Raw genomic sequence first — 21,643 nt, forward strand, 5'->3', positions numbered from 1 at the left:
GAACATGAGGACGAATATTACACAAGTAATGATGAGTACCATATAGTTGATATACTTCCTGGTGATATGGATTTTTATACCTATAGTGGTTCTTTAACGACCCCTGCATGTTCAGAAATTGTTACCTGGTATGTTGTTAAACAACCTATCCAGGCATCACATGCACAGTTAGAGCAATTTAAGCATATCATGCATGAAAATTTCAGACCAGTTCAAGCATTGAATGGAAGAATAGTTCGTTCTAATGATGATTAAAGGTTAAGTTTCCCCATCACTAACCTAAATTGAGAGGAGAGGTTGTCTTTAGAAATAAGGGGAACCTTTTCTTTATGATTAAGATAACGTATACTATTATATTTGTCTCTCTTTCTGCTATTAAGACACAATATAAAGTAGCCTTACTATTACAATAAATTCATGTTTTTTACGTTAAATTAACATAAAAGATGTTAATTTTTGAATCAAATGTCGTTTTTAAATAAGATTCACTAAATAATTATACCCTATGATTAGTGCTCTTTTCCCCAATAAGCAATATTCATTTATACATGAATCGTTTTTACAATGTATTCCAGATGATGTATTAGAAATAATTGAAGAAAAAAAAAACTGTTCTTAAGCTTAAAAAAGGTCAGGTATTGTTTCATGAAGGATCAATCCCGACTGTGGTATATATACTAAAGCAAGGAAAAGTAAAAAAATATGCTACTGGGTTAAATGGAAAAGAACATATTTTTCATTTGGTAGGAGAAAATAGAATTCTTGGCCATCATAATATATTATGTAATGAAACCTATTCCCATTCTGCAGCTTGTTTAACAGAATGTACATTTTATTTAATTCCTAAACACATTTTCTTTTCGATCATAGAAAATAATCGAGACATGTTGAATCGTTTATTACAAAATATTAGTCATGAGTTTGGGGTGTTTTTAAATAATTCTAAGATTCTGGCTCAGCATAGTGTTAGAGAACGAACTGCTTTGTCTATCATAAAACTGGAAGAATTCTTTAATGAAGAATCAATTATGGACGTGGGAGTTAAATTATCCAGGAAAGACCACAGTAATATAGTGGGAACATCGATTGAGTCTTTAGTTCGAGTATTGCATGATTTTAAGGAGGAGAGAATTATTGAGATCCAAGAAAATGTAATTATGGTTAAAGACATGGAAAAACTAATAAGTATAACTAACCTCGTATAACAGTGATTTCATGGTTGGTTAATCGTATAATTTCTTTACTAATTTCCCTATGCTAAGTCCTTGTATAATAATAGAAAATAGGACTACTACATAAGTAATATATAATATGATTTCTGAAGAAGGATAATCGGCTAAACTTAATGCCAATGCGATAGAAATCCCACCTCTTAAGCCTCCCCATGTTAATATAGTCACCGTTTTTATTGGGTTATTTTCTGAATGTTTCAACAAAGAATAGGGAATAAATACAGAAATGAATCTCGAAATCAATACAATCAGGATAGCTATACTTCCCAGGATTAAATGATCCAGATCAAATTTTAATAAATGAATGGCTAATCCAATAAGTACAAATAAAATACCATTAAATACATCATCAAGTACTTCCCAAATATCATTAAGCATTTTTCTGGTCGGACCTTTATTTGTAGCAATATTTAATTTATTTCCAATGATCATTCCTGCAACTACCATAGCTAATGGACCAGAAACATGGATGAGGGATGCAAATGCATAACCACCCATTACAATTGCCAGGCTAATCATTACTGCCAATTGAGGATTGTCTTTTACAGATTTGATAGATTGATATCCAATAAAACCAAGAAGTCCTCCATATAATATTCCGCCAATAGCTTCTTCAAGAAAAAGCTTGCCTATTTCAGAGGTTATAGAGCCTTCTATAGGGTGCTCTCCCATTCCCGAAAGAATCAATATTGCAGAGAAAACGACAACCCCAATACCATCATTAAAAAGTGATTCTCCTTCAATTTTAATGCCAAGGCTTTTAGCAATATTCGCCTTTTTAAGAATAGCCATTACTGCTATTGGATCCGTAGGGGAAATCAATGCACCAAATAGTAAGGCATGTAAAAAAGGAAGCTCAAGACCAATTAATTGTGCAGTTCCAAAGGTTAGTCCACCTACAATAAAGGTTGAGATTAATACACCAAAAGTTGCAAATAGAAGAATGGGCCATTTTTCTTTAGCTAATTCGTCAATATTTACGTGTAACGCTCCTGCAAAAAGAAGAAAACTTAAAATTCCATCCAAAAGTAAAGATCTAAAATCTGAGTTGGTAACAATGTCACAAAAAAACTGATAGAATTCTGGGATAATACTTTTGCTAATGGTTATGATTAAGATTGTAGCCAAACTCATCAGCATCAACCCAATAGTAGTAGGTAGTTTGAGCCACTTATAGTTCACAAAGTTGAAGAAAGCAGCGATAGCAAAAATGATGCTGAAAGATTGTAACATGTTTTCTAAGGTTTTATATTAATATATTTTTGAAGGCCTGTGTAAATCCTTAATGGTATTAACATCAATTCGTAATTGATACCAATCTTCTAATTGTACGATACTACCGGTAAGCAATGATGGTTTTCCGATGTAGGGTAATATCTTTTTGTTGATAGGATTTCCCTTGAGATCTGTAATCAGATAATATTCTGATATATTATTTTCATCTGTAGTAGCCAACACAGGCGGAATCCCTCCAGAAATACATAGTACGGCACAGCTTCTATGAATTTTTCCTTTTCCGGGTTTCATCACTCCAAAATAACATTTGGGATCAATGATTTCTCCTTTAAGTTCCATGTTTTTAACCAATGATTTTATTTCAGGTAATCTTTTTGAATTTGCTTTTTCTATCAATGTTATTTTCTCATCGTTTGTGATTTGCAATAATGTCTTTCCATTATAGTAGATGAGATTACCTTCAATACTTAGCATACTCCCGGATAATTGAGATACTTCATTTCTTATTTTTTTTAGAAATGGATTAGCACTGGATTTTCCAAAACCAAGTAGCAGTATATTTTTAAAAGTATCTTCTGCTGTTTTAACTTTTAGCATAGGATAGGGCATTTCATGATAAACCCCCATGATTTTGGTATTGGTCGTAAGTTCGAATGAGCTGTTCTTAAAAGTATTTTGTGTAAAAGCAAAAGTAACAGCTATGGTTATAAGAGCTAGTATACCAAAGAGTACAAAGCTCTTTATTGTTTTTTTTGTTTTTGTAGAAACATGATCAACGTATCCGATGTAAAAATCATCCTCTTTATTTTCCATAAATCTAATGTTTAAAAGATGATAGGTTCGACCTCGGTTCCTTCTGCAAGGGCTTCTGGTAGAACGTATATTTTATTATTGTCATTTTTAAGTCGATAGGTGGTTATTTTTTCGGTAAAAGGAGGTGGTGATTGCCCATTGTGAGGTAGGTATTGATATCCATGCCAGGGGCAAGTAACGCATCCATCTACTACTTTTCCTTCGCCAAGAGGGCCGCCTTGGTGCTTGCATACGTTAGAGATAGCAGATAATTTATTATCGTATTTAAAAACTGCTATTCGTTCTTTGTCTACAATAAATATTTTGGCTCTGTCTTCTGGTATTTCATCAATATCACATACATATTCCCATCCGTTTTTGATATGTTGAGTTTTAATTTTATCTGCTTTGGTCTCCTTTATTCCGGTTACCAAATGTAATGTAGCAATAGTTATAAACCCTAAGCTCATAATAGCAATAGACCCTATTGATGGTTGCTGTTGTAAAGCACCCAGAAAAACATGTAGAATTATCAATCCATAGGCTGGATATACCATCATATGTAAGCGTTTCCATGTTTTAGGAGAAAGGTTTTTTAGCCAGAAATCATGACTGGTTGCCGCCATTAGAAATAGAATGACCAATGCAAAAAAACCTAATACCTGAAAAGGAAAATTTGCGAGGGAACCATAATCCATATTAGATGTAAAAATGGCATAGATAGGATTTACATTTCCTAAAGAATGAAATTGAAAAATTGAAAACCCGCCATGAACCATCGCGGCCAAAAACATACTTACTCCCAGATGTCTACGGTTATATAATAAAGGCAAAAATCTGGAATTTAATCTGGCGAGAGGTCCAATAGCTAATATGATATGCAATAAAGCAATTGCCAATGTCCCAAAAGCTCGTATAATTAATGTTTCTACACTTGTCCCATTATTAGTGATTATAGTAATTCCTATGAAACATAAAAGATAGATAAGTATACTGATTACGATCCATTTATCATAGATCTTTTTGTTTCGATTCCAAAGGACTGGTTGATAATTTACTCCCATTATAATTCTATATTAATAATGTCATTTTTCTTTATTTCATCATAAATTCTTATACTTCTAATCTTCTTATCGATTTCAAAAGTGTATACTCCTTTCTTATTTATGGTTCCTAAATAGGTGTCTTTTTTATGATTAGAAATACCATATATAAGTGATGAAGCACTTTTTATAGGTCTCTTCAGAATGATTTGAAGCGAGTTGAAGGAACTTTGTTCTTTTATACTGATAAAAAAAATATCGTCTTCTATAATTATACGTTGCCCGGATAGTGTAGGGGTTAATGATACATCACCATCCGTGAGTAAAGGCTCCTTAATACTCTTAATAGATAAGATGATTAATACTGGCATGATAATGATCAGTAATATCCATATAATTTTATGCATTTTTCTTATTCCTGAAGTCATGAGTCGATTCTTGATTTATTAATTATTTTCAAAAGAAGAATAGGCCAAAGACCTATTGCTCCCGGAACCAGTAATAAACGAACTGTCCATTTACTTTCTGTAATTAATTCATCTAATTGAGAAGCACCTTTGATGAAAAAATAGATTCCGAATAAAAAACCTATTCCAAAATACACCCCTAAAAAGCTTACTATAATCTGAATTACTATTGTCATAACTAAATAAGATTTACATCTGTTATTACTTCAAGAAGAGCAGGGCCATTATGGTCTCTTAATTTTTCCATAGCAGTAGTTAGATCTTCTAATTTTTCTATTCGTATTCCTAAAGCACCACAATTCTCTGCATATGCAGCAAAACTTGGGTTATGGAGTGACGTTTGCCAGACATCTAATTCTGCAGCACGTTGTTCTTTAGAGATTTTACCAAGTTCAGAATTGTTTAATACGATATGCTTAATATTCATATTGTATTTTACTAATGTCGAAATCTCTGCCAGATATTGTCCCAAACCTCCATCTCCTGATACAGACCATATGGGTCTCTCATGTCCTTGTGCTGCCCATGCACCCATAGCGGCGGGTAATGCAAATCCTATGGATCCTAGGTACCCAGACATTAAGATGGATTGGTTTTGAGGTTCAAAATATCTTCCAAATGAGTATGTGTTATTTCCAACGTCTACGGCAATCACTGCATTTGCAGGAGTTATCTTATTCATTGCATCAAAAACAGCAATAGAGCTTAGTCCTTTACTACTAGAATCTTCGAGACGACTTTGTTTTTCTTCTTTCCAAAGTTTCCAGCGTTCGTCTATTTCTGGTTTTTGATCTATTGTATTTGTTTTGCCTTTTGTCTTTTCGGTAAGAATATCTAGTGTTTCTGAAATTTCTCCCCATAAGGCGGCATCAACTTTATGAAATTTACTTAATGCCATTGGGTCAAAATCTACCTGGATAATAGGTTTTTTTGGGGTGATACCGGTATGATTAGAAAAAGAAGCTCCAAAGACGATAAGCAGATCACTTTCGTTCATAAACCAGGAAGCAATAGGAGTACCACTTCTACCTAAAACACCACACCCTAATTCGTGATCATCTGCAATAAGTCCTTTTCCTTTAAATGTAGTAATCACAGGACAATTAAGAGTCTTGGCATAATCAATAATACTAGTCATATTAAAACGAGCTCCATGGCCAACAATGATAACGGGTCTTTTTGCCGAAAGAATCATATCACTCGCTCTATTGACCATTTCTTTTGGTGGAGAAATACCAAAAGTGGTAATTCTGTTTTCTGGAGTTTGTGGTTTTGCGTTACCAGGTTTTTTACTGAAAGCAACTTCATCAGGAAAAGTTAAGTGCGAAACATCTCTTTTAATAAGTGCAGTTTTAACTGCTAATGCCATCAATTCACTATGGTTAGAATTTTGATGAACAGCGTGATTAAATTCTGCTACAGAATCAAATGCTTTGGTAAGATCTACTTCCTGAAAAGCTCCGGTGCCAACTACTTGAGTATTTACTTGCCCTGATAGTGCTAATAGCGGCGCACGATCTACTTTAGCATCCCACATACCAGTGAACATATTAGTTGCTCCGGGGCCTGCGATTCCAAAACAAGCAGCGGGTTTACCAGTTAGTTTGGCATACCCTGAAGCAGCAAATGCTGCTGCACCCTCATGGCGAATACCAAAGAAGCGTAATTTACCTTCCTTTTCCTGTCTTCGCATAGCATCTGCAACACCAAGATTACTATGACCTACCATTCCAAAAACAGTATCTATTCCCCAGTTAACCATGGTTTGAATCATAACATCAGAAACGGTCTCTTCGTGAGCAGGTTCTTCAGGAATACCTACATAAATAGCATCACCTTCTTCTTTAACATCAAAAGTAGTTACACCGTCATCATAACCTCCGGGAGGAAGTCCTGTACATGGATCAAAATCCCAGCCATGCCAAGGGCAACGAAGCAAACCGTTTTCTATAGACCCTTCTCCTAGTGGCCCTCCCTGATGAGGACATCGGTTATCCAATGCAGAGAATTTTCCTTCAAAATGGGTTAGGCATACACCTTGGTGACCAGCAGTAACGGTTTGAACCCTTCCTTCAGGAAGTTTATCTTTATTACTGAGTACTTTATACCATACTATTTCTTTTTCTGAAGTCATGATCGATTATTTTTAGGTGTTAACATTTGTTATTAAATTGATCTTGCCTGATTTTTACCGCTCTAAATGAATATACAATTAGCGCAATCAAACCTAATAAAGCACTAATAATGCCTGCTATGGTAATATATATTGCAGAATCAAAACTGGTTTCTACGCTTTTATATACTCCAGAAATTAGTGCAGAGACTACAAAACTAGCTACAGCAACATATAAGAAAACCATTGCACTGTTTAATAATTTAAGTTGCCTAAGCTTACGTTTTATGAGAGCTTCCTTGAGTGTTACTTCTACAATTAAAGTCTTAATCTCGGTACTGAGATTGACTAATAGATTAGAAGTAGATAATATCAAAAGCCCAATACCTGGTATTATAGTAGCCGGGATATACCAATGTTCCATAGTATTTAATTTTTATAGGCCGTAAATGCTTCTTCAAAAAAGGCAATAACTGTAGCTTTATTTACTCCAGAAATAGGTAAAACAGCACCTTTAAACCCCTCATTATACCATTTTCCTGTTGTTAATGGTTTGAAATCGGAAGTACCCAGGCTATCATGGCCTTGATACCCACTGATATAGAAATAATAATCATTGCACATCGTATCAGGAATGGCAAGTCCTAGACCTATGGCAAGGCCAGATTCGTCTTCTAATGAGGCAAAAGCTCCTGTGTCAAAGTGGTGAGGCCATATTCTAATCTCAGAATTTAATAGATTGTTTTGTAAAAATTCCTGGATAGCAGATTTGGATAATTTTCTAAATGCTACCAGTTCTCGTAATCTACTTATATTTTTCAGCGTATAGATGTAGTCATCTGTTATCGTATAAGGCAGCTCATAATGCAGAGCATAGTTATACGGTGTATTGATATCGCTGTCTTTTGCCATACGTCTTATCCATTGCAAAACTTCTGCATGCGAAGTACCATCTAATTGCAATGTCTTTGTTAAATTATGACTGTTCCATTCTAAAGCGAAAAGATTATAATTAAGAGACAATATATCTTTAGATGAATTAAGAGGTCTGGTATATAAAGTTCCTTTCTCTATAGAAAACCCCAGGTTAGTATGGCTATCATCATTTTTCTTTTCTAGAAAGCTAATCCCCGCAGCTGCCAGATATTGCGCTGCTAAATGCATTTGAGTGGTCATGTTTTGTTGATTTATTAGTTTATCAGGTCAATTTGTTTTCAATACTTCAGAAATTTTCATTTTTGAAGTAAGGCTTATGTCTACCATTTTATACTGGCGTTTTGATCTGTAATGTTTCAATTTTAGACAATACCAGCATAATTAATACCTGCTAATCGGTACATGTCATAATCATAAGTAGAGAGGTCATCATGATTAAATTTGGAAACATCATCATACCCACAAGCTCTTGCAATTACCTTTATAAGGTCATTGGTCGCGTCAAAATAATTATGTAATTGTTTAGCAGAAGATTCTATAATCATTCTGCTTCTTAAAGATTCTTTTTGTGTTGCAATCCCTACGGGGCAATTATTACTTCCGCAAGCACGCATCCCCAGGCATCCAATCGCTTGCAGTGCAGAATTGGATACGGCAATAGCATCTGCTCCCAGCATCATTGCTTTTGCAAAATCTTCGGCAATACGAAGCCCTCCGGTAATGATTAACGTTACGTCGTTTGCGCCTACTTTATCCAGGTATTTTCGTGCTCTTGCGAGTGCAGGTATGGTAGGAACATTAATATTATCACGTAAAATAGTAGGAGCAGAACCTGTTCCTCCACCACGACCATCAAGAATAATGTAATCTACACCTACATCTAATGCAAATTGAATATCTTTTTCGATATGGCTGGCAGCAATCTTAAAACCGATTGGGATACCACCAGTGCGTTCACGTACCTGATCTGCAAAAGTTTTAAAATCTTGTACACCATGAAAATCCGGAAAGGTTGCAGGAGAGATTGCGGTCTGTCCTTCCTGTAATCCTCTAACTTCTGCAATCTCTTTGCTTACTTTACTTCCTGGGAGATGCCCTCCTGTTCCTGTTTTAGCACCTTGCCCTCCTTTAAAATGAAAAGCCTGTACTTTATCTAATTTATCCCATGAAAATCCGAATTGTGCCGAGGCTAATTCATAAAAATATTTGGTGTTATTTTCCTGTTCTTGTGGTAGCATTCCACCTTCTCCCGAACAGATACCGGTCCCTGCCATTTCTGCTCCTCTGGATAATGCTATTTTTGCCTCTCGAGAAAGCGCTCCAAAACTCATATCACTTACAAATAGGGGCATATTAATGGTTAAAGGCTTTTTGGCCTTAGAACCGATTATTACTTTAGTGGCTACTTCTTCATGGTCTAATAAAGGTCTGTTGGCTAATTGAGCAGGTAAAAATTGAATATCATTCCATTTTGGTAGCGTATTTCGATCTACTCCCATTGATGCAGAGAATCCATGATGTCCCAGATTTTTCAAACCATTTTTTGCTAATTCTTTGATGTACCCAGTGTATGGTTCTGTATCTTCAGGATGAGTATCTGCATAAGCACCAAGATATTCTTCACGATTAAATGGTTGCGGATGATCTTCAATATAGGAATTGATTTCAATTTCATCTACATAGAGGTTATCCCCTTCAACTTTGGTACTAAATTTATGTAAAACTTCACTGTTGTTATATTCAGAAACACCAGAATCGTATCGATAATCCCAACCGTGTACTCCGCAGATGAGGTTATGTCCATCAATATGCCCATCTGCCATAAGCGCTCCTCTGTGTAAACATCTCCCGTATAATACAGAAATGTCATCATCATACTTTATAATGACCAAATCTAATCCATTAACCAGGGCATGAGCGGGTTCTTTATTTTCTAAATCACTAAGTTGTGCTATTATGACAGGTTGTTTCATCTATTTTTTTATTAGGTTAGGTAGAATTTATTTTGATCTTGATCAGAATAAATATTGTATTTGGTCTCAAAACTTTAGCAAGACTTTCATCTGTTCATAAAATTTGTTTTTATTTTTCAGATAAAACTGACTAATAATCACTTCGTTATTGGTGTTGTACTATTTAAAAAACAGACTTCATTTTAAAGTCAAATAAATCTCCATATAGACTATTAATAACTTGTGTTAACAATAAAATAGATTATTCTTCAAGCTTATTAAAGAGGTTAGTCTCATTAGAAAACTAATATCTGGATATATATTCAAGAGGGTGAGTTATTAGTTAGTATTGTTAAAAATACTGAATTTTAAGAATACTACCGTATAATTGTTTTTGAAAATTATCTTGAATGAAATCTTATAATTTTGTTGATTATCAGTAAAATAAAAGGCGAAGGAGTGAGGTTTTTGTGTAGTGTCTTAATCAAATTATAATAGTTATTATTACTTTCTTAAGATTAAGAATTCGTTATCAGTTCTCTTTATTTCTGAAAACATTCTTAACTATAGTTTTACAATTAATCAAAGCTATGGTAAATATTTCTTAAACCTAATAATTTTACAAATAGTAAAATATTATTCAATTTTGAATCATAAAATTTACTAATTGTAAAAAATTGAAAAAAAATTAAGTTCTCTAACCTTAAATTTATTTTACATGCCTGTATCGCTTCTTTTGGGGCATACTTTTGTATGTATGCCTTTAGAAAACCATTTAGTGTTGCTACTTTTGAGAATCTTTCTGTTTTCAATATAGACTACAAAATCATATTGATTATTGCTCAGGTATTGGGATATACATTATCAAAGTTTTTTGGAATTAAAGTAATTTCAGAATTAGAAACAGGGAAACGTATATTTTATTTAATAGGGCTAATTCTTTTGGCAGAAGTAGCATTACTACTTTTTGCAATACTTCCGAGGCCATACAATGCAATTTCTTTATTTTTTAATGGATTACCATTGGGAATGATATGGGGTATCGTGTTTTCTTATTTAGAGGGACGAAAATTTACAGAAATACTTGGGGTTGCACTATGTTCCAGTTTTATTGTGTCTAGTGGAATTGTAAAGTCTATTGGCTTATACCTTATGAATACCTGGGAGATCTCTCAGTTTTGGATGCCTGCAGCGACCGGAGCATTATTTATAGTCCCATTGTTATTTTTTGCATGGTTGTTAGAAAAACTACCTGATACTACTGAGGAGGATAAGAAAATGCGTTCTATACGTGTACCAATGTCATCCAAAGATCGTAAGCATTTATTGTTTTCTTTTTTTATACCAATTATAGGAATCGTAGTGTTTTATACGATCTTAACAGCATTTAGGGATTTTAGGGATAATTTTGCCCGAGAGCTCTGGGACAGTATCGGTTATCAGGGTGACATCTCTGTGTATACCGCTTCAGAAACTATCATTGCTATAGTAGTTTTATTAATCTTAGGAAGCACATTTTACATCAAAAACAATGCAAAAGCATTGTATATCTATCATCTTTTGATTTTAACAGGTATCCTGTGCATTGGAGTTTCTACACTTCTATTTCAGTTAGAGATATTGAACCCTTTTATCTGGATGGTGATTTGTGGTTTTGGACTTTACATTTGTTACGTTCCCTTTAATTGCTTGTTTTTTGATCGATTTATAGCAGCATTCAAAGTAAGAGGAAATGCGGGATTTTTAATCTATATCGCAGATTCTTTTGGATATTTAGGCAGTATATCTGCTTTATTATATAAAAATTTTGGACAAGCAAATTTAACATGGTTAGACTTTTTTATTTACGGAGCATACACCGTGACAGTACTAGGGATATTCTGCATACTGGGATCGTTGCTTTATTTTAAAAATGCATATCAAACTCGATTAGAAACTATACAAACAGAATTACATTATGAAAAAATATGACCTCATTGTTATAGGAGGTGGAGTGCTGGGTACGTTTCATGCGTATCATGCACTACAAAATGGATTACAGGTAGCCTTGCTTGAGAAAAATAAAATACCGCAAGGAGCTACGACTCAAAATTTCGGACAAGTGGTCCCATCTGGGATGAATACCAAATGGCAGATCTATGGTAGGGAAAGTTTAAAAACCTACAAAGAGATTCAACAACGATTCGATATTACACTTCGAGAAAATGGATCCGTTTATCTTGCTTCAAATCCAGAAGAAGTACAACTTATCGAAGAATTACATCAAATTAACAAGAACAACCAATATGCCTCAGTAGTATTAACCAAGGAAGAATGCCTGAGAAAATACCCAGGATTGCGATCAGATTATATACAAGCAGGGTTATTTTTTCCAGAGGAAGTTACTGTAGAAGCCCGGGAAATGATCCATCGATTGCAGGATTTTATGGTGAAACATATGAATCTGGCCTTTTTTACAAATCAAAATGTAATCTCTTGCGACGAAACAAATACTGGAGTACGAGTTACCTCTTCTTCAAAAGAAGTTTTTGAAGCAGAAAAAGTGATTATCTGTAATGGAAACGAGTTTAAAAACCTGTATCCAAAGCTTTTTAATGAAAGTGATCTCGAAGTAACAAAATTGCAAATGCTTCAAACTAAACCTCAATCGGGATATCAATTACCAGGAAATATATTAACAGGTTGGTCTATTAGACGATATGAAGCATTTACCGAATGTGATTCCTTTACAGAAATTAAATCTCAAGAAGATTCGGATTCACTTCAGAAAAAATGGGGAATACATATATTGTTTAAACAGGCACCAGACGGATCAGTAATTATTGGAGATTCTCATACATATGCCGATGCAAAGCATATAGAAGATTTGGGGTATGATTTAGATATGAATATAGATGATTTTATGATTACCGAAGCGCAAAAAATTATTGATTTACCGACCTATGATATTCAACATCGATGGTATGGAATGTATTCTCAATGTAAAACAAAAGATATATTTCAGAAAACGATAGGTAGCAATATCCATATTGTTACCGGAATCGGAGGTAAAGGAATGACAGGAAGCGCTGGTTTTGCAAAAGAAAATAGTATTAGAATTTTTAATTTATGAGTATGAATAAAAAAATAGAACTGGCTGTTTTTGATATGGCAGGAACCACAGTAGATGAAGATAATATCGTTTATAAAACAGTACAACAAGTTATTAATGACGAAGGGTATGATATAAGTTTGGATAACGTACTTGAATATGGAGCAGGTAAAGAAAAGTACCAGGCAATAGTAGATATTTTGACTAGTGTGACTTCTTGTGGAGAAGTAAAAAGTACTGCAAAAAGAGCATTTTCTAATTTTAAACCTATTTTAAAAAAACTATATAAGGAGTTAGATGTTGTAGCTTTTGACAGGGTTGAAGAGTTATTCGATATATTAAAGAATAATGAAATAAAAGTAGTTCTTAATACAGGATATGATTCAAAGACGGCAAATCAACTTATTACGAAATTGGGTTGGAAAAAAGGAGAGCATTTTGATGCATTACTCACAGCAGATGATGTAACCAATGGTAGGCCCCATAAAGAAATGATTTGTAAAGCAATGAGAATGTTTGATGTTACCGATGCTTCTAAAGTATTAAAAGCTGGAGATTCTGCTATTGATATTGAAGAAGGTAAAAATGCTGATTGCGGAATTACAGTTGGTGTTTTAACCGGAGCGCAAAATAGAGAACAACTAGAAAAAGCTAAACCAGATTATATTGTAAATGAGTTAATAGAGTTGATCAATATTATATTTTATTAGATTAACGTTTTAATTGTTTGTTTATAAAAACCGCCTTATGGCGGTTTTTTAGTTTTCCTTGTCTAAAAAGAAATATAAAACAATCATTTTAGAAGGTGTTTTTCCACGATTAACAGGCACGTGAGGAATCCGTCCATCAAAGAAAATCGAATCTCCTTCTTTCAAAAGAACTTCTTCATCCCCAATAATATAATGGCATTCTCCGGTTAGGATATATTTAAATTCATAAGCATCGGTCTCTACTTTATTACGTTCAGAACCTGGTTGAACTTCCAAAAAGACAGCTTCAAAACCAATAGAAGTCAGCTGTTTTCCAAAAATATATTTGTAGCTAAATCCAATAGCATCGTCCTCTTTTTCAATGACACTATATTCAGAAGCTCTAGTGACTAAAAACGTAAAATTAGTCTGACTAGGCATCCCATTAAAAAAAGCAGGAATCTCTATATCAAGTGCCTTGATAATATTTAACAAAACAGGTAAAGAAGGTATGGTTCTTCCATTTTCAATTCGAGAAATAAGACCATTACTAACCCCTGCTTTTGTGGCAATTTCATTAATGGTTTTTTTATCGCTTTTGCGAATTTCTTTTAAACGTTTACCGATACCTATTAAATAATCTTCCATTTGTTTGTAAATAGTAAATAATAGTAGAACAATATTCTTAAAAGGAAAGACAAAGAAAATGTTTCTGATCGTAATATCAGGGAAATAACTAGTATTATTTAACAAATTTATTGTTGCTTCTGATTTAAGAATTGAAATGGTAATAGCAGCTCTTCCTCTTTGATATACTACATATAGTTTTTTCCCTGATTTGCTATGTTCTTTATCAGAAGAATAAATGTGTTGTAACATGATATTTGTCATGTTTTTTCTAAGACACAATACTTTTATTAGCGTTGTGAATTCTCAATGGATATACATACTCATCTATTTGCACTTTCTCATCAAGAGAAACCCAGAATAAGGTTTACCTAACCTTACGCCTATTTATTTCATATTAATCATTTTAACGCAATATTTTATGCCTAGATATCATTCATTGGGAGAGATCCCTCATAAAAGACATATCACTTTTGATAACCCTAAAGGAGGGTTGTATCAAGAAGAATTATTTGGAACAGCTGGTTTTGCCGGGATGTCATCACTTATCTATCATCTATACCCTCCCACAGTAGTTTCAGAAATTAAAAGAGGTAAAGACGTCACTCCAAAAATAGCTATTGATAAAAACATGAAAGCAATGAGTTTTCAGGGTTTTTCGCTTCCTAAAGGAGAAGAATTTCTGGAAAGCAGAAAAATACTATTTACAAATAACGATTTAAAGATAGGTCTGGCTGCTCCCATAGCATTTTCACAAGATTATTTATATAGAAATAGTGATGCAGACGAAATGTTATTTATCCATGTGGGTTCGGGGACATTAAAAACAATGTATGGCAATATTTCTTTTAAATATGGAGATTATTTGATCATACCAAGAGGAACGACCTATCAAATAGATTTTGATACCGAAACCAATAGAATATTATTCATCGAATCATCAAGTGCAATAGAATCACCTAAACGTTACCGAAATAATTACGGGCAGTTTTTAGAACATTCTCCGTTTTGTGAACGTGATTTTAGATTACCACAAAATTTAGAAACTCATGATGAAAAAGGGGAGTTTAAGATTATTTCTAAAAAACAAGATGTATTATGGGAATATACCTATGCCAATCATCCTTTTGATGTAGTTGGTTGGGACGGATTTAATTACCCATTTGCTTTTTCAATTTTTGATTTCGAACCTATAACGGGGCGTATACATCTTCCACCACCAATACATCAGCAATGGGAAGCAGCAGGATTTGTAGTCTGCTCTTTTGTACCACGATTATATGATTATCACCCTAAAGCAGTTCCTGCGCCTTACCATCATAGTAATATTGATTCTGAAGAGTTGCTGTATTATGTAGATGGTGATTTTATGAGCAGAAATAATATCCAAAAAGGTCAGATTACGCTACATCCAGGAGGTATTCCTCACGGGCCTCATCCGGGAGCAATAGAACGAAGTGTTGGTAAAAAATCGACAGAAGAACTCGCAGTTATGATAGATCCTTTTAATCCTGTTATGATCACAGAAGAAGCAATGAATTTACAAGTAGATGATTATTATAAATCCTGGAAAACCGAATAGGGTTTTCATTTAAAAACTTAAAGACATGCCAGATTTAAAAAATATAGAAAATTATAAATATAGCTTAGAGAAAATATTTCCTGAAGCCGAAGATTTTTTACCACTTTTAGGAACAGATTACGTAGAGTATTATGTGGGAAACGCAAAACAAGCAGCCCATTTTTATAAAACAGCACTTGGATTTCAATCTTTGGCCTATGCTGGATTAGAGACCGGTCTAAAAGACAGAACATCCTATGTTGTGGTACAAGATAAAATACGTTTGGTCTTTACAACACCGATGCCAGGTGGGGAGAGTAAAGAAATATACGATCATATTCAAAAACATGGAGATGGGGTCAAAGTTATTGCATTATGGGTCGAAGATGCACGTAAATCCTGGGAAGAAACTACAAAAAGAGGTGCAAAATCTTATTTTGAACCAAGAGTCGAAAAAGATGAAGATGGAGAAGTAGTACGATCGGGAATACATACCTACGGAGATACAGTGCATATTTTTGTAGAACGTAAAAACTATAATGGAACATTTCTTCCAAAGTTTGAAAAATGGGAATCTCATTACAATCCAACAAGTTGTGGTTTAAAATATATTGACCATATGGTAGGTAATGTAGATTGGGGACAAATGAATGTTTGGGCAAAATTCTATAACGAAGTGATGGGATTTGCAAACCTGATCACCTTTGATGATAATGATATTTCTACAGAGTATACTGCTTTAATGAGTAAAGTAATGACCAATGGAAATGGAAGAATTAAGTTTCCAATAAATGAACCTGCCGAAGGCAAAAAGAAATCTCAGATTGAAGAATATATCGATTTTTATGGAGGTGCCGGATGTCAACATATCGCAGTAGCTACCGATGATATTGTTTTTACAGTTAGCGAAATGAAAAAAAGAGGAGTAGAGTTTTTATATGTACCAGGAACATATTATGATACTGTTGGCGATCGTGTAGGTGAAATTGCAGAAGATATGAAACTCCTTAAAAAACATGGAATTATGGTAGATAGAGATGATGAAGGGTATTTACTTCAGATTTTCACCAAACCATTGACCGATAGACCTACATTGTTTTTTGAAATCATTCAACGCAAAGGAGCTCAATCTTTTGGAAAAGGAAATTTTAAAGCTTTGTTTGAATCTATAGAAGCAGAACAAGCAAGGCGAGGAACACTATAGAAATGCATGTATAGAATAGGCTGCCCTTTAAAGAAAAAAGTTACATTATTAAAGATAGGAGGGGTTATACCATCTTTGTCGTAATAATCTTTACGGGGCAGGCTTTTTGAGCCTGTACACAATCATCGTAAATGGTATTATCAGGAGATTTTAAGGTATGAAACCCTTTTTTATCTGTAGCGTGCAGTAATACCGTTTTTCCATCTTTTTTAGACATCTGAAACTGGGTAGGTGCCATTTCTACACAGTAATTACAACCAATACATTTTTCGCGCTGTAGGGTAACTACTACCATTATTCTTGAACGATTTTATAAAGTTTATCAGACGGGCGTATTCTAAAATTAGTGGGGATAGTACACGAATCTCCTTTTTGTGCAGTATCTAATCGCTCATCGTTTACCATCATCTCTTTGAGTTCAAATTCTTCTACTCCTGTTGTTGGGCCTGTGATTAAAATAGTATCTCCTAGTTTAATATCATAAGCTTCAATTTTAAACTCTGCGATGCTGGGCTTAGGAAAAAAGTGAACACCTTTACCGATATAGACTTTCTTTTGTGTGGCTTTGGATCCGGAAACGTCACTCCATTCTCCTAATTTTTGTCCTAAATAATACCCACTCCAAAAACCTCTGTTATATACTTTTTCTAACTCCTTCATCCAATGATCGACCTTCGTTTTGGTAAAAACTCCATCGGCACAGGCATCTATAGCTTCGCGATAGGTTTTAATTACTTTTGCCACATATTCTGGAGCTCGCCCTCTACCTTCAATCTTTAATACTTTGGCTCCTGTATCTATAACCTGATCTAAGAAATCTAATGTGCATAAATCTTTAGGAGACATGATATACTCATTATCCAATTCCATTTCAAAACCGGTTTCCTGATCTACAACACTGTATTTCTTTCTACAATTTTGTTTGCAGGCACCACGGTTGGCAGAAGAGTTGTGTGAGTGTAAACTCATATAGCATTTACCAGACACGGCCATGCAAAGTGCTCCATGTCCAAAAATTTCAACTTCAACTAACCTTCCTGAAGGGCCTTTAATTTGTTCTTTCTCTATCTGATCACAAATTTTCTTTACCTGTCGTAAACTCAATTCCCGACTCATCACCATAGTATCTGCAAAGAGAGAATAGAACTTTACTGTTTCAATATTAGTGATATTGATTTGAGTAGAAATATGAACCTCCATATCGATCTGCCTGGCATAGGCTATAACGGCTTGATCCATCGCAATCACAGCGGTCAGATTTGCCGATTTGGCAGCATCTAATAACGTTTTTATAATCGATAAATCATGATCATAAATTATGGTATTGAGTGTGAGGTAGGTACGTGCATTTTTTTCGGTACAGCGACGAGCTATTTCAGGTAAATCAGCAATCGTAAAATTTATGCTGGCTCTGGCTCGCATATTTAATTGATCTACTCCAAAATAAACAGAATCTGCTCCATTATCAATAGCAGCTTGTAAAGATTCAAAATTACCTGCTGGTGCCATTAATTCCATTGTTCCTGTAGGGGTCATATTTTCTTCATTAATTCAAGTGCAAAAATACATTATTTCCATCTTTTTTGAAGTGAAAACTTGTGCACTAAGAGTAATTATTTTTAAAACGCAAATGTATGTTATTTACTGAGTAAAAATGATATTTAAAATCATTCTTTTTTATTCTTTTTGTTAGTGGTAATATGTTGATTTTTAAGTGTATAAAAACAACTGTTTTTAAGACATGAGAGGTCTAATCCAAGGAATGATAAAAGTCATATTTAGCCCTTTTTCTTGTCGATATTTTTGTTACATAATTCAAAATTCTTTCAAGATGAAAAATGTAATAATTACTGTATTGGTTGTACTATTAGGAGTGACTAATTTTGCGTATGCGCAAGAAGAATCAAATGATAATGCTGATTTTAGCAAATGGCAGATCAGACTAAGAGGAATCGTTGTATCACCAGATGAAAGTGCTACAATAGAAGCCATAGGAGGTGACGTAGATATTTCTACAGCTGTTGTACCAGAATTAGATATTACTTATTTCTTTACCGAAAACTGGTCTGCAGAATTAATTTTAGCAACGACAAAACATGATGTGAAAGCTGTGGGTACTGCTGCAGGAAACATAGATTTAGGAGATGTGTGGTTATTGCCTCCTACTTTACTTGGGCAATATCATTTTACTGGCGGTAATTTTGTTCCTTACCTTGGTGCTGGGCTTAATCTAACTCTTTTTTATGGAGTCGATGAAGGACCTGTGGCAGATGATGTCGATTATGATACTGCTGTAGGTTTTGCTTTTCAGGGTGGTTTTGATTTTATGCTTAATGACAAATGGTTTATAAATGTTGATGTTAAAAAAGTATTTTTAAGTACCGATGCTACGATTAATGCTACAACAGCATTAGGAGCAACTGTAGGAGCAGATGTAGATATTAATCCATGGATATTTGGAGCTGGTGTAGGTATTAAATTATAAATAAATACAAGTTATATCGTGTAAAAACCGCTTAACAGAAATGTTAAGCGGTTTTTTGATTAGAGCATGTTTAAACAGACTCTTAGCTATAATAATACTCAAATAAATTGATGGCTATTTATTTCCTAACATCAATAGTTCATTACAAACTACCTCTGTGATATATCGTTTTTGACCTTCTTGATCGTCATAGCTACGAGAGGTTAGTTTTCCCTGGATAGCGACCTCTTGTCCTTTGTTTACATATTTATCTACGATATCTGCAATTTTACCCCAGGCAATGATATTATGCCATTGGGTATCTGTGATTTTATCGCCTTCTTTGTTATAATAATGATCGTTTGTTGCAATAGAGAATTTAACGAGTTTTTTACCAGATTCAAGACTTACGATTTCTGGTTCTTGTCCTAAGTTTCCAATCAACTGTACTTTGTTTTTTAGCGTGTTCATAATTTTAATTTTACGTGTTAAACAGTTAATACCTTGCCCCGAATGCGCTTCAGGAACTTTTTAATGAGTATCGAATTTTATAAACTTCTTGTATTGTATAAGAAAAGCTTGTTTTAATTCAACACTGCAAACATAAATTGGGATCTCACGTAGATTCGGTTAGGAAGTGTTTATTTTCGCTTGTAATCATTTGTAGTCGTTTGTAAATAAATAGAAATATTGATTGCCAGGAGTTTGTGATGTTATTTAAAAACTGAATTTTTTATTCTAAAAAGTGTATTTTTAAAACAAATTATAAAAATAAACACAATAGGTGTGTTTATTTACTTGTTGTATACCACTATAAAATCGAACGAAATCAAAATAAAAAAAGGACAGATACTTCAAAGAGCAGGTGAAATTAACACTAAGATTTACATAGTAAAATCTGGCTTACTTCGTAGTTATGTAATAGATAAAAAAGGAAAAGAGCACATTTTTATGTTTGCATCTGAAAATTGGATTATGACAGATAACACCTCAGTTAACCAACCTTGTAAACTATTTATTGATGTTATTGAAGATTCAGAGGTATATATTCTTGAAAAAGGAAAAGAAGACAAAATAGAATTACAAAAAATTCTTAACCGTTTAGAAACTCTTCAAAATAGAGTCATAATGATGATGAGTTCAACAGCTCTTGAACGTTACGAACATTTTGTAAAGACTTATCCAAAAATAATACAGAGAGTTCCACAACGAATGATTGCTTCATATCTAGGTATTACACCCGAGGCACTTAGCAAGGTAAAAGGAAAAAAAGCTTAAAACCTTAATCTAGATTAATGCTTTGAATGTTTATGTCCAATAACTTTGTACATCTTAAACAATAAGAAAGATATAAAGACAAAATGAAAAAATGTACTTGGGTAACTAAACATAAACTTGAAGAAAAATACCACGATACAGAATGGGGAGTTCCGGTTTTTGATGACAGACTATTATTTGAATTTTTAATACTTGAAGGTGCTCAGGCAGGATTGAGTTGGATTACCGTTTTGGTTAAAAGAGAGCATTACCGTAAAGTATTTGACAATTTCGAAGCAAAAAAAATTGTAACCTATGACCAGAAAAAAATAGATGAATTACTGAATGATTCTGGAATTATTAGAAATAAGCTAAAAATCAATTCTGTAGTAACCAATGCCAAAGCTTTTCTTGAAGTTCAAAAAGAGTTTGGGAGCTTTTCTAAATTTATTTGGGGTTTTGTAGACGGTAAACCTATTCAAAATAAATGGGAAAAATTTGAAGATGTTCCTGCCAAAACTGAAATCTCGGACTTAATGAGTAAAATGTTAAAGAAAAAAGGGTTTAAGTTCATTGGTACAACTATTTGCTATGCTTTTATGCAAGCAGTAGGAATGGTAAATGACCACACAACTGATTGTTTTAGATATAATGAAATTAAAAATATAAAATGAGTGTATTAGAAATTGTAAAATGGAAGGCGAAACCTAATGTTTCAAACAAGAAAATAATTGATGCCGTAAATACTATGGTTCCGGACTTAAAAAAACTGAAAGGATTTATCAGTCAAACTTTATATAAAGACGAAGATGACAATTGGATTGACATTTATTATTGGGATACAACAGAAAATGCTCATCTCTCAAATGAAAGAATGGCAGATAAAGAATCATTAAAAAATCTATTAGAATTAATCTTATTGGAATCTGTATCAATGGAGGTATTAAAACCTCTACAAAACGCTGAATTATCTAATTAA

Annotated in this window: 24 protein-coding genes; 11 read left to right on the forward strand and 13 right to left on the reverse strand. The window is 33.7% G+C overall.

The window, feature by feature from the left end:
- Both Z054_RS28900 and Z054_RS0119895 read left to right on the forward strand, forming a co-directional pair.
- The coding region (locus Z054_RS28900; protein WP_024771792.1) for a carbonic anhydrase family protein at window positions 1-255 on the forward strand (255 nt) is incomplete at its 5' end.
- Window positions 256-593: 338 nt separating this feature from the next.
- Window positions 594-1,205 (forward strand): Crp/Fnr family transcriptional regulator, encoded by a 612-nt coding sequence (locus Z054_RS0119895; RefSeq protein ID WP_024771793.1) that lies wholly within the window; start codon window positions 594-596, stop codon window positions 1,203-1,205.
- An 18-nt stretch (window positions 1,206-1,223) separates the two neighbouring features.
- Here the strand turns inward: Z054_RS0119895 and Z054_RS0119900 are convergent, their stop codons facing one another.
- From Z054_RS0119900 to Z054_RS0119940, 9 genes are all read right to left on the reverse strand, one after another.
- The gene (locus Z054_RS0119900) at window positions 1,224-2,465 is read right to left on the reverse strand and encodes a cation:proton antiporter (protein WP_035092826.1); all 1,242 of its coding nucleotides are present in this window, start codon (window positions 2,463-2,465) and stop codon (window positions 1,224-1,226) included.
- An 18-nt stretch (window positions 2,466-2,483) separates the two neighbouring features.
- On the reverse strand, window positions 2,484-3,281 hold the full coding sequence (locus Z054_RS0119905) for a hypothetical protein (protein ID WP_024771795.1): 798 nt from the start codon (window positions 3,279-3,281) through the stop codon (window positions 2,484-2,486).
- 11 nt (window positions 3,282-3,292) lie between these two features.
- Entirely contained in the window at window positions 3,293-4,324 is a 1,032-nt protein-coding gene (locus Z054_RS0119910) for a Rieske 2Fe-2S domain-containing protein (RefSeq protein WP_024771796.1), read from the reverse strand.
- Complete coding sequence (locus Z054_RS0119915; RefSeq protein ID WP_024771797.1) at window positions 4,324-4,731, reverse strand: hypothetical protein; 408 nt, start codon at window positions 4,729-4,731, stop codon at window positions 4,324-4,326. Before Z054_RS0119915 ends, Z054_RS0119910 begins: the two co-directional genes overlap by 1 nt.
- Complete coding sequence (locus tag Z054_RS0119920; RefSeq protein WP_024771798.1) at window positions 4,728-4,946, reverse strand: hypothetical protein; 219 nt, start codon at window positions 4,944-4,946, stop codon at window positions 4,728-4,730. The genes Z054_RS0119915 and Z054_RS0119920 overlap by 4 nt, the downstream gene beginning before the upstream one ends.
- A 2-nt stretch (window positions 4,947-4,948) precedes the next feature.
- Complete coding sequence (locus Z054_RS0119925) at window positions 4,949-6,904, reverse strand: thiamine pyrophosphate-binding protein (RefSeq protein WP_024771799.1); 1,956 nt, start codon at window positions 6,902-6,904, stop codon at window positions 4,949-4,951.
- A 19-nt stretch (window positions 6,905-6,923) separates the two neighbouring features.
- Window positions 6,924-7,307 (reverse strand): DUF2721 domain-containing protein, encoded by a 384-nt coding sequence (locus Z054_RS0119930; RefSeq protein WP_024771800.1) that lies wholly within the window; start codon window positions 7,305-7,307, stop codon window positions 6,924-6,926.
- A gap of 5 nt (window positions 7,308-7,312) precedes the next feature.
- Window positions 7,313-8,059, reverse strand: coding sequence for a hypothetical protein (locus tag Z054_RS0119935; protein ID WP_024771801.1), 747 nt, complete (start codon window positions 8,057-8,059; stop codon window positions 7,313-7,315).
- Between the two features lie 122 nt (window positions 8,060-8,181).
- Window positions 8,182-9,792, reverse strand: coding sequence for a glutamate synthase-related protein (locus tag Z054_RS0119940; protein WP_024771802.1), 1,611 nt, complete (start codon window positions 9,790-9,792; stop codon window positions 8,182-8,184).
- 732 nt (window positions 9,793-10,524) lie between these two features.
- On the opposite strand from Z054_RS0119940, the gene Z054_RS0119945 reads away from it, so the two are divergent.
- Genes Z054_RS0119945 through Z054_RS0119955 form a run of 3 tightly spaced genes read left to right on the forward strand, consistent with a single transcriptional unit; the run spans window position 10,525 to window position 13,572 of the window.
- Window positions 10,525-11,742 carry a DUF5690 family protein gene (locus tag Z054_RS0119945; protein WP_241461432.1) on the forward strand — a complete coding sequence of 406 codons (1,218 nt, stop codon included), beginning with the start codon at window positions 10,525-10,527 and terminating at the stop codon, window positions 11,740-11,742.
- Window positions 11,726-12,883, forward strand: coding sequence for a TIGR03364 family FAD-dependent oxidoreductase (locus tag Z054_RS0119950; protein WP_152538624.1), 1,158 nt, complete (start codon window positions 11,726-11,728; stop codon window positions 12,881-12,883). The genes Z054_RS0119945 and Z054_RS0119950 overlap by 17 nt, the downstream gene beginning before the upstream one ends.
- A 2-nt stretch (window positions 12,884-12,885) precedes the next feature.
- Window positions 12,886-13,572, forward strand: a complete 687-nt coding sequence (locus Z054_RS0119955; RefSeq protein ID WP_024771805.1) for a phosphonatase-like hydrolase — start codon at window positions 12,886-12,888, stop codon at window positions 13,570-13,572.
- Window positions 13,573-13,620: 48 nt separating this feature from the next.
- On the opposite strand, the gene Z054_RS0119960 is transcribed toward Z054_RS0119955, so the two are convergent.
- Window positions 13,621-14,199 (reverse strand): helix-turn-helix domain-containing protein, encoded by a 579-nt coding sequence (locus Z054_RS0119960; protein ID WP_024771806.1) that lies wholly within the window; start codon window positions 14,197-14,199, stop codon window positions 13,621-13,623.
- Window positions 14,200-14,599: 400 nt separating this feature from the next.
- On the opposite strand from Z054_RS0119960, the gene Z054_RS0119965 reads away from it, so the two are divergent.
- The gene (locus Z054_RS0119965; protein WP_024771807.1) at window positions 14,600-15,760 is read left to right on the forward strand and encodes a homogentisate 1,2-dioxygenase; all 1,161 of its coding nucleotides are present in this window, start codon (window positions 14,600-14,602) and stop codon (window positions 15,758-15,760) included.
- Window positions 15,761-15,785: 25 nt separating this feature from the next.
- Window positions 15,786-16,943, forward strand: coding sequence for a 4-hydroxyphenylpyruvate dioxygenase (gene hppD / locus Z054_RS0119970; RefSeq protein WP_024771808.1), 1,158 nt, complete (start codon window positions 15,786-15,788; stop codon window positions 16,941-16,943).
- Between the two features lie 64 nt (window positions 16,944-17,007).
- Here hppD and Z054_RS0119975 read toward each other — a convergent pair whose 3' ends face one another.
- Window positions 17,008-17,238, reverse strand: a complete 231-nt coding sequence (locus Z054_RS0119975; protein ID WP_024771809.1) for a ferredoxin — start codon at window positions 17,236-17,238, stop codon at window positions 17,008-17,010.
- On the reverse strand, window positions 17,238-18,479 hold the full coding sequence (locus Z054_RS0119980; RefSeq protein ID WP_024771810.1) for a peptidase U32 family protein: 1,242 nt from the start codon (window positions 18,477-18,479) through the stop codon (window positions 17,238-17,240). Before Z054_RS0119980 ends, Z054_RS0119975 begins: the two co-directional genes overlap by 1 nt.
- A gap of 295 nt (window positions 18,480-18,774) precedes the next feature.
- Here Z054_RS0119980 and Z054_RS0119985 point away from each other — a divergent pair, with 295 nt between their 5' ends.
- Window positions 18,775-19,428 (forward strand): OmpW/AlkL family protein, encoded by a 654-nt coding sequence (locus Z054_RS0119985; protein WP_024771811.1) that lies wholly within the window; start codon window positions 18,775-18,777, stop codon window positions 19,426-19,428.
- Between the two features lie 114 nt (window positions 19,429-19,542).
- On the opposite strand, the gene Z054_RS0119990 is transcribed toward Z054_RS0119985, so the two are convergent.
- Complete coding sequence (locus Z054_RS0119990; protein WP_024771812.1) at window positions 19,543-19,878, reverse strand: single-stranded DNA-binding protein; 336 nt, start codon at window positions 19,876-19,878, stop codon at window positions 19,543-19,545.
- Window positions 19,879-20,193: 315 nt separating this feature from the next.
- Here Z054_RS0119990 and Z054_RS28905 point away from each other — a divergent pair, with 315 nt between their 5' ends.
- From Z054_RS28905 to Z054_RS0120005, 3 genes are all read left to right on the forward strand, one after another.
- Entirely contained in the window at window positions 20,194-20,685 is a 492-nt protein-coding gene (locus Z054_RS28905; RefSeq protein WP_241461433.1) for a Crp/Fnr family transcriptional regulator, read from the forward strand.
- Window positions 20,686-20,768: 83 nt separating this feature from the next.
- Window positions 20,769-21,338, forward strand: a complete 570-nt coding sequence (locus tag Z054_RS0120000) for a DNA-3-methyladenine glycosylase I (RefSeq protein ID WP_024771813.1) — start codon at window positions 20,769-20,771, stop codon at window positions 21,336-21,338.
- A complete protein-coding gene (locus Z054_RS0120005) occupies window positions 21,335-21,643 on the forward strand; it encodes a hypothetical protein (RefSeq protein WP_024771814.1) in 309 nt (102 codons plus the stop codon). The genes Z054_RS0120000 and Z054_RS0120005 overlap by 4 nt, the downstream gene beginning before the upstream one ends.

The sequence above is a fragment of the Aquimarina macrocephali JAMB N27 genome, assembly GCF_000520995.1.
Taxonomy (GTDB): Bacteria; Bacteroidota; Bacteroidia; order Flavobacteriales; family Flavobacteriaceae; genus Aquimarina; species Aquimarina macrocephali.

What these genes read in the sequence shown, in the direction of transcription:
- Z054_RS0119900 (WP_035092826.1), bottom strand. Translation starts at nt 2,465, where the DNA reads ATGTTACAATCTTTCAGCATCATTTTTGCTATCGCTGCTTTCTTCAAC.
- Z054_RS0119905 (WP_024771795.1), bottom strand. Translation starts at nt 3,281, where the DNA reads ATGGAAAATAAAGAGGATGATTTTTACATCGGATACGTTGATCATGTT.
- Z054_RS0119910 (WP_024771796.1), bottom strand. Translation starts at nt 4,324, where the DNA reads ATGGGAGTAAATTATCAACCAGTCCTTTGGAATCGAAACAAAAAGATC.
- Z054_RS0119915 (WP_024771797.1), bottom strand. Translation starts at nt 4,731, where the DNA reads ATGACTTCAGGAATAAGAAAAATGCATAAAATTATATGGATATTACTG.
- Z054_RS0119920 (WP_024771798.1), bottom strand. Translation starts at nt 4,946, where the DNA reads ATGACAATAGTAATTCAGATTATAGTAAGCTTTTTAGGGGTGTATTTT.
- Z054_RS0119925 (WP_024771799.1), bottom strand. Translation starts at nt 6,904, where the DNA reads ATGACTTCAGAAAAAGAAATAGTATGGTATAAAGTACTCAGTAATAAA.
- Z054_RS0119930 (WP_024771800.1), bottom strand. Translation starts at nt 7,307, where the DNA reads ATGGAACATTGGTATATCCCGGCTACTATAATACCAGGTATTGGGCTT.
- Z054_RS0119935 (WP_024771801.1), bottom strand. Translation starts at nt 8,059, where the DNA reads ATGACCACTCAAATGCATTTAGCAGCGCAATATCTGGCAGCTGCGGGG.
- Z054_RS0119940 (WP_024771802.1), bottom strand. Translation starts at nt 9,792, where the DNA reads ATGAAACAACCTGTCATAATAGCACAACTTAGTGATTTAGAAAATAAA.
- Z054_RS0119945 (WP_241461432.1), top strand. Translation starts at nt 10,525, where the DNA reads ATGTATGCCTTTAGAAAACCATTTAGTGTTGCTACTTTTGAGAATCTT.
- Z054_RS0119955 (WP_024771805.1), top strand. Translation starts at nt 12,886, where the DNA reads ATGAATAAAAAAATAGAACTGGCTGTTTTTGATATGGCAGGAACCACA.
- Z054_RS0119960 (WP_024771806.1), bottom strand. Translation starts at nt 14,199, where the DNA reads ATGGAAGATTATTTAATAGGTATCGGTAAACGTTTAAAAGAAATTCGC.
- Z054_RS0119965 (WP_024771807.1), top strand. Translation starts at nt 14,600, where the DNA reads ATGCCTAGATATCATTCATTGGGAGAGATCCCTCATAAAAGACATATC.
- hppD (WP_024771808.1), top strand. Translation starts at nt 15,786, where the DNA reads ATGCCAGATTTAAAAAATATAGAAAATTATAAATATAGCTTAGAGAAA.
- Z054_RS0119975 (WP_024771809.1), bottom strand. Translation starts at nt 17,238, where the DNA reads ATGGTAGTAGTTACCCTACAGCGCGAAAAATGTATTGGTTGTAATTAC.
- Z054_RS0119980 (WP_024771810.1), bottom strand. Translation starts at nt 18,479, where the DNA reads ATGACCCCTACAGGAACAATGGAATTAATGGCACCAGCAGGTAATTTT.
- Z054_RS0119985 (WP_024771811.1), top strand. Translation starts at nt 18,775, where the DNA reads ATGAAAAATGTAATAATTACTGTATTGGTTGTACTATTAGGAGTGACT.
- Z054_RS0119990 (WP_024771812.1), bottom strand. Translation starts at nt 19,878, where the DNA reads ATGAACACGCTAAAAAACAAAGTACAGTTGATTGGAAACTTAGGACAA.
- Z054_RS0120000 (WP_024771813.1), top strand. Translation starts at nt 20,769, where the DNA reads ATGAAAAAATGTACTTGGGTAACTAAACATAAACTTGAAGAAAAATAC.
- Z054_RS0120005 (WP_024771814.1), top strand. Translation starts at nt 21,335, where the DNA reads ATGAGTGTATTAGAAATTGTAAAATGGAAGGCGAAACCTAATGTTTCA.